The 6,107-nt window shown below is 42.2% G+C and carries 9 protein-coding genes; 8 read left to right on the forward strand and 1 reads right to left on the reverse strand.

Annotation, left to right across the window (positions count from 1 at the left end; translation table 11 throughout):
* Positions 1–153: 153 nt before the first annotated feature.
* Positions 154–369 (reverse strand): hypothetical protein, encoded by a 216-nt coding sequence (locus tag ACWIUO_RS13235; RefSeq protein WP_454178360.1) that lies wholly within the window; start codon positions 367–369, stop codon positions 154–156.
* Positions 370–519: 150 nt separating this feature from the next.
* Between ACWIUO_RS13235 and ACWIUO_RS13240 the strand changes: the two genes are divergently transcribed.
* The 8 genes from ACWIUO_RS13240 to ACWIUO_RS13275 all read left to right on the forward strand — a co-directional run.
* Entirely contained in the window at positions 520–717 is a 198-nt protein-coding gene (locus tag ACWIUO_RS13240) for a hypothetical protein (RefSeq protein ID WP_454178361.1), read from the forward strand.
* Positions 718–827: 110 nt separating this feature from the next.
* Positions 828–1,442 (forward strand): hypothetical protein, encoded by a 615-nt coding sequence (locus ACWIUO_RS13245; RefSeq protein ID WP_454178362.1) that lies wholly within the window; start codon positions 828–830, stop codon positions 1,440–1,442.
* Entirely contained in the window at positions 1,399–1,899 is a 501-nt protein-coding gene (locus ACWIUO_RS13250) for a hypothetical protein (RefSeq protein WP_454178363.1), read from the forward strand. Before ACWIUO_RS13245 ends, ACWIUO_RS13250 begins: the two co-directional genes overlap by 44 nt.
* Positions 1,881–2,045, forward strand: coding sequence for a hypothetical protein (locus ACWIUO_RS13255; RefSeq protein ID WP_454178364.1), 165 nt, complete (start codon positions 1,881–1,883; stop codon positions 2,043–2,045). The genes ACWIUO_RS13250 and ACWIUO_RS13255 overlap by 19 nt, the downstream gene beginning before the upstream one ends.
* Before the next feature lie 98 nt (positions 2,046–2,143).
* Positions 2,144–2,746, forward strand: a complete 603-nt coding sequence (locus ACWIUO_RS13260; protein ID WP_454178365.1) for a hypothetical protein — start codon at positions 2,144–2,146, stop codon at positions 2,744–2,746.
* A 27-nt stretch (positions 2,747–2,773) separates the two neighbouring features.
* A complete protein-coding gene (locus tag ACWIUO_RS13265; RefSeq protein ID WP_454178366.1) occupies positions 2,774–3,943 on the forward strand; it encodes a DUF4043 family protein in 1,170 nt (389 codons plus the stop codon).
* 67 nt (positions 3,944–4,010) lie between these two features.
* Positions 4,011–4,376 carry a hypothetical protein gene (locus ACWIUO_RS13270; RefSeq protein WP_454178367.1) on the forward strand — a complete coding sequence of 122 codons (366 nt, stop codon included), beginning with the start codon at positions 4,011–4,013 and terminating at the stop codon, positions 4,374–4,376.
* 108 nt (positions 4,377–4,484) lie between these two features.
* On the forward strand, positions 4,485–6,107 hold a 1,623-nt coding region (locus ACWIUO_RS13275; protein WP_454178368.1), incomplete at its 3' end, for a hypothetical protein.

Genomic DNA, 6,107 nt, shown 5'->3' on the forward strand with positions numbered 1-6,107 from the left:
ACCCCCTAGCCCCCTCCGCAAAGGGAGGGGGAAATCCTGCCATTGCAAGATTTTACATTGTCGTCATTGCGAGATATTGCAACTTTTGAAAAAAGTTGCAATATCGTGGCAATCTATTTTGTTTATATTAAATTGTAGATTGCCACGCAAATGCTACTTTTTACAAAGTCGCATTTGCTCGCAATGACGAAAATCCACGCAAAACAAAAATCTAAAAAATCTAGCCACTTTATTTTTTATCACAAATTTTGCAAAAATTATCACGCTTAAAAATGAAAAGGGATTTTTTGGACGGGGATTTTTAAGCCCGCTTACGCCAAAAGCGGAAAGACGCAAAAAGCCACGCACACTTTTTGCGCCACTTGACACTCTCCTTGTAAATGGGATTAAAACCCCAAGCGCGCAAAAAAGTCCCCCAGCTTTTTTGCGCGCGATTTAGTGCAAATGCTTTTTAGCAGTGCGATTTTATGCAGTGCAATATTTCGCAGTGTAGGAAGTCCTAGACTAGCCCCATAAGCTATGTTTTGGCAGTGCGATTCTGCCCACTGCTACCAAAAATCTAAAAATACCAAAAAACTAGATTTGCCACGCAAACACATAGTTTGCGATGGCAAAACCCACGCCAAAGCCCCCTCCGCAAAGGGAGGGGATTTTAGGTTGCCACAGCCACGCAAGCTAGATTGCCACGCGGATTTTTTCAAAATCCGCTCGCAATGACAAAAAAAACTAGATTGCTCAAAATCACGCAAGCGCGATTTTTGGTAATGACAAAAAACTAGATTGCCACGCCGTGCAAGCACGGCTCGCAATGACAAAAAGAAGCAGCAATGAAAACACAAGATATTTTACTACGAGTGCGAAGCAGGCTAAGAGATACAAGCTACACTGCAAAAGGTGGCGTGAGCTTTAGCGATGCCGAGCTAATCGATGCGCTAAATGACACCGCCATAAAAGTCATAAAAGCCCTAAAAATCAACATTTTACAGCACGCAAAAATCATAACCCCCACCAAACAAACCATTATTTTGCCTTTTTTGCCAGCCTGCATCATAAAAGCCACTTACAACGGCGCACAAATCCCCCTAAAACCGCAAGCCCAAATCATAGCAAACCCACCAAAAAGCACCACGCTTTACCCCATAAGCCCCAAAGAATACGCCCTAAGCCCCGCAAAGCAAGATGGAATCATAGAAATTTGGGCTAGCTTTTATAAGCCTGCAAAGCGGGCAAGCGATGAAATCGCGCTAGATGATAGCTTTTGCCAACTTTTAGTTTATGGGATTTTGGAGCGAATCTTTCAAATCGAAACAAATGAAAACAATTTGCAACGAGTGAAATTCTACGCTAGTGAATTTTCACGCGAATTAAGCAACATAAGCGACTTGCTAAACAAAACAAGTGAATCAGATAATGCGTGGCAAACGCAATGCAAGTTTTACTAAGAATTTTAAAAAATGCAAAAAACCAAAATCTAGCCAAAAAACACTAAAAGCAAACAAAAAGCACGCAAAAACCCGCACAAAAACACCAAAAATGAGGGAAAAACAAATGAAAAAACGCCAACGCCACTATGAGCGACAACACACACGAAAAACACGGCTAAACCGACTTTACACCTCCGCGCTATGCGGTTTTTTAGCTTTTTTGCTTTACTTTTTGGTCGTTATTGTCGCGGTGGCGATTTTTGCAGGCTGTGCTAGGGTGGTAGAAAAAGAAGTGCTAGTGCCTTTTGAGGTTTCTATCCCCGTGCCTATGAAATGCCAATATGAAATGCCAAAAGAAATCACGCCAAATTTGCAAGATTTTAATGCCATCTATCACTCTTTGCTAGAAATCCTAAAGCGCGACAAAGAGCTAAGGCAATCACTAGGGCAAATCCCGTGCTTAGAGCTAAAATAAAACGCAACTTGCTAGAATCCCTGCAAGCAAGAATCCTAATCGACACTTTGCAAGAAGCAAAAAACCCTAAAAACGCCACAAAAAACCGCAAGCAAACACTACAAGCCCGCTTTTTTTGGGATTCTCTTTTGTTTTTTAGCATTTAAGATTTTTGCATTTTTAAAAAAAACTAGCCACTTTATTTTTTTTCACATTTTTTGCAAAAATCGCAAAGTTTTTTTAATTTTTAGAAAAGGAGGGCAAAATGCCTGAAAACGATGACTTGCAACAAGCAGAGCCCACCCCGCCAAATCCTTATGATACCAGCGGGGAGCTAGCCGAGCTACAAACTCTGCAAAATGAGCTAGCACAAAGCGAGGAAGCAATCGAGGGCGAATGCGCTAAAACTATCGCTAGCCAGCTAAACGAAGCCGATGATGAGCTTTACTTTGAGGACAAAGAGGGCTTTATAAAGCGCGTTTTTGCCTTGCAAAATGCGTGGATAAAAGAAAATATCGGCTCTAAAGCTGAGAGGGCGCAAGAGCTAACAAACTCTATAAACTCTAAAAATGAGCAAGCTAGCATCGAAGCAGCCGCGCAAGAGTTTCAAGCCGCACACCCCGAAGCTAACATCGCCACTTTAATGGAGTTTTTAGAAAACGAAGTGCCTCCACGCATAGCAAACGCGCTAAAAGCAGAGGAAGACCCCCGAGCGTTTTTTGAAAAACTTTATGAGTTTTACACAAGCACACAGGGCGAGCCACAAGCCCCACAAGAGCCAGAGGAGCTACCCGCACAACTTCAAGGCGTAAGCAAGCAAGCAGATATGAGCGGAAGCAACGAGCCTATGCCTATGGATAGGTTTTAAAATCAAACTTAACAAAAAGGAGCAACAATGCCAAATGTAGAAAGCGGAAATTGGATTGAAAATCCAAATATTAGTATAGAAATCGCCAAAGAAATCGAAAAAGCCTACTGGAAAGAGTGCAAAATCGAAGCGGTTTTAGGCAGAGGCAAAAACCGCGCTTTGCGAAGTTTTCAAGTAAAATCTAGCGCACCTTACCGCCCTAGAATCAAACAAAGGCTTTTAGGTGATGGCGTAGAGGGAAATGCGGACTTTGATAGCAATGTCGATAAAATGGAAATTTTTGCTACAACGCTTTTCCCCAAAGTCATCGGCAACAGCTTAAATAGCGACATTGAATTTTATTCTTTGATGAATAATATCGATTTTGCAAAAGAAGCGACTGAAAGCCTAAAAAGCTGGATGGTGGATAAAGTCAATCGTAGCATTGTCGCAGCGCTTGCAAATGATATAAGCAATATCGTTGTAAGCGATGCCACAAAGGGCGTGAAAGAATCACACACCAAAGCTAGCGTAGCAGAAGCCTGCAAAGCTATCGTAAAAGGCGACACGCTAAGCGTAGCGGCGTTGCGTAGAGCGATTTTTATGGCAAAAACAGGAATCGACTACAAAAACGGCAAGGCTAGCACCATAAAGCCCACAAGAATGACTACAAAAACCATCGCAGGCGTGGAGCAAGATATTTTCTCATACTTGATTTTGCTTGACACCTACCAAGTAGAGCAAATCAAAAAAGACCCCGAATGGATAGAAGCACAAAAAGCCCTAACCACAAACAAAGGGCTTGATGCAGGCTTTTTCACAGGGCTTGTAGGCGTGATTGATGGTTGCCCTGTGCTTGATATGGGAGTTTGGACGGCTGACCAAGTCGGGCTACCAAATAGCCAAACAAACGACACAGAGTTTAAAAACTCTCTAAACTTGCAAAATCATAGCAAAATCGTTGCCCCAAGTGCTTATGCAAGCACACAGCCTGTAAGTTTGGGCTATCTTGTCGGTGCAAACGCGCTTTTGGCTGTTGGCACACCTCAAGCACGCGTGCTTTTTGAAAAACGCGACTACGGACGCAAGACAGGCATAGCGGTTGATAGAGTGCTAACGATTGCAAAAGGGCGATTTGATATGAGCGCAAGTGATAGCTGGGCATACCTACACGACAAAGACATAGGCATAATCGGCATTGCCTCTAGCCTAGAGTAGCCCGCTTAAAACCCCCCGCGTTTTACGCAGGGGGAATTATCCAAAAATCCACAAAAAAGGACAACAAATGAAACAAAAAGTAAGAAAATTTCAATATGTCGCAACTCCAAAATTTAGCTTTAGCGATTTTGCTACTGCTACGCCAAAAATCGCGGCGATTTTGCCAAGTGATGCCGTGATTTTGGGAGTAACTTTGCTTGTAACAAAACCTAGCCAAGCAGATGCCACGCTAGATGTCGGGCTAAATGCTAGCCAAGATTTGTTTTTGAATGATATTTCTTTGGCAGCAAATGGCACGCACACATCTAGTGTAAAAACCATCACAAAAGAGCGAAGCGAAGTAGTAGTATTGCCTAGCAAGCCACTCACACAGGGCGAATTTAGCCTAATCGTAGAATTTGCCCTGCCAACAACTTATGACTATGAAGTGTAGCCAGCATTTTGTAGTTTTGTTGTAGTTTGTGCTTAAAGTCGCTTTTTGCAAAATCTTTTTTAGGGAGTGCAAAAACGACTTTAAGCGCGGTTTTTGTAAGAGAATCTTATGACTAAAAAAGCCGAGCTAGCACAAAAACCCCCGCTACAAACCCCGCAAAAAGCCACAAAAAACGCCTTACTAACTCAAAAAGCCTTAGTTTTACAGGCACAAAGAGAGTTAGCAAGGCTTGATTTTAAAGCCTTTTTACTCCAAAAATGGCAACATTACAACAAAGCGACCTTTAACGATAACTGGCATTTTGATTATCTCTCTAAAATCTTAGAAAACACCTTGCCACCCAAAAAAGATGAGCCAAAAAGAGAGATTATCACACGAGCGATAATCAATATGCCACCAAGTTATGGCAAGACTGAAACCATTGCTAGAAGTTTCATCGCGTGGGCTTTAGGGCAAAATCGCAAGCGAAAAATCATTTACATTTCTTACAGCGATGAGCTATGCCGAAAAATCTCAAACCAAGTGCGCGATTTGCTAAAATCTAGCTTTTGGGCAAATGTCTTTAGCACGCCACCGCAATTTTTGCAAGACAACAGCGCAGAATTTGTGCTAAAAGAGGGCGGAGGACTTTTTGTAACGACACTAAAAAGCGCGATAACGGGCTTTCACGCGGACTCCATCTTTATCGATGACCCCATAAAAGTAAGCGGAATGTCTAGCAGGCTAGAGAGAGAAGCCGTAAAGCAAAATTTTAAAGAGAGCGTTTTATCCCGCTTGCAAAACACGCAAAGCAACATAACGATTTTGATGCAAAGGCTAGGCGATGAGGATTTATGCGGATTTTTGCTAGATTCTAGGCATTTTAGTGATGAAATCATAAATCAATGGCAAGTTTTTAGCCTAAAAGCATTAGAAAACGAGGATAAAACCTATAAAATGGGGGATTTTAGCTATTTTAGGGCTAAGGGCGAGCCTTTATTCCCCGCTAAGCACACCAAGACACAGCTAGAAAATCTACGACTGCAAATGGGAAATGATGAGTTTAGCACGCAGTATTTGCAAGAACCGCTAGTGAGTGAAGCGGGCTACTTTGAGGAATGCTATTTTAAAATAATCCCAAGCTATGAAGTAGGCAAGACAAATGACTATATCTTTGTAGATAATGCAATGAGCGTAAAAGAGAGCGCGGATAATCGCGCGATAAGTCTAATCGGCGTAGAAAATCATAGCGAGCTAAAAGAACGCTATGTGCTAAAAGATTGTATTTATGGAATCTTTAGCGAGGAGCAAACTATAAGCCACATTATTGAATTTATGCTTTTAAGCCCAAGTGCAAAAGTGTTTATTGAAAGTGATGGCGGAGGGCTAACACTAGAGCGACTACTCCAAAAAGAAATAATCCGCGTAAATGCCGAGCTAAAAAGAGCTAGCAAAGACATAATCAAAAATCAAGTAGAATGCTACACCCCAAGCCGAAAAGTGCAAAAGGTAGAAAAAATCAAAGCCCTGCGACCCTACTACAACACAGGGGGGCTAGTATTTTTAGCCACTGCGCGAGGCTTAAGCCAAATCAAAAAAGAACTACTTAGCTTTAACCCCACAAAGCCATTTCGCAAAGATGACTGCATAGACACTATCGCTAGCTGTATAGCCCACGAAGCCACACGCCCCCCAAGCCCAAGTCAAAGCGAGCAACAAGCACAAAAAAGCTACTCAACGCAAAATCAAAGC

This window comes from Helicobacter sp. T3_23-1056 (genome assembly GCF_053654535.1).

Excerpts from the sequence above, each read along its gene's own strand:
- ACWIUO_RS13265 (WP_454178366.1), top strand. The coding sequence starts at position 2,774 with ATGCCAAATGTAGAAAGCGGAAATTGGATTGAAAATCCAAATATTAGT.
- ACWIUO_RS13270 (WP_454178367.1), top strand. The coding sequence starts at position 4,011 with ATGAAACAAAAAGTAAGAAAATTTCAATATGTCGCAACTCCAAAATTT.
- ACWIUO_RS13260 (WP_454178365.1), top strand. The coding sequence starts at position 2,144 with ATGCCTGAAAACGATGACTTGCAACAAGCAGAGCCCACCCCGCCAAAT.
- ACWIUO_RS13245 (WP_454178362.1), top strand. The coding sequence starts at position 828 with ATGAAAACACAAGATATTTTACTACGAGTGCGAAGCAGGCTAAGAGAT.
- ACWIUO_RS13240 (WP_454178361.1), top strand. The coding sequence starts at position 520 with ATGTTTTGGCAGTGCGATTCTGCCCACTGCTACCAAAAATCTAAAAAT.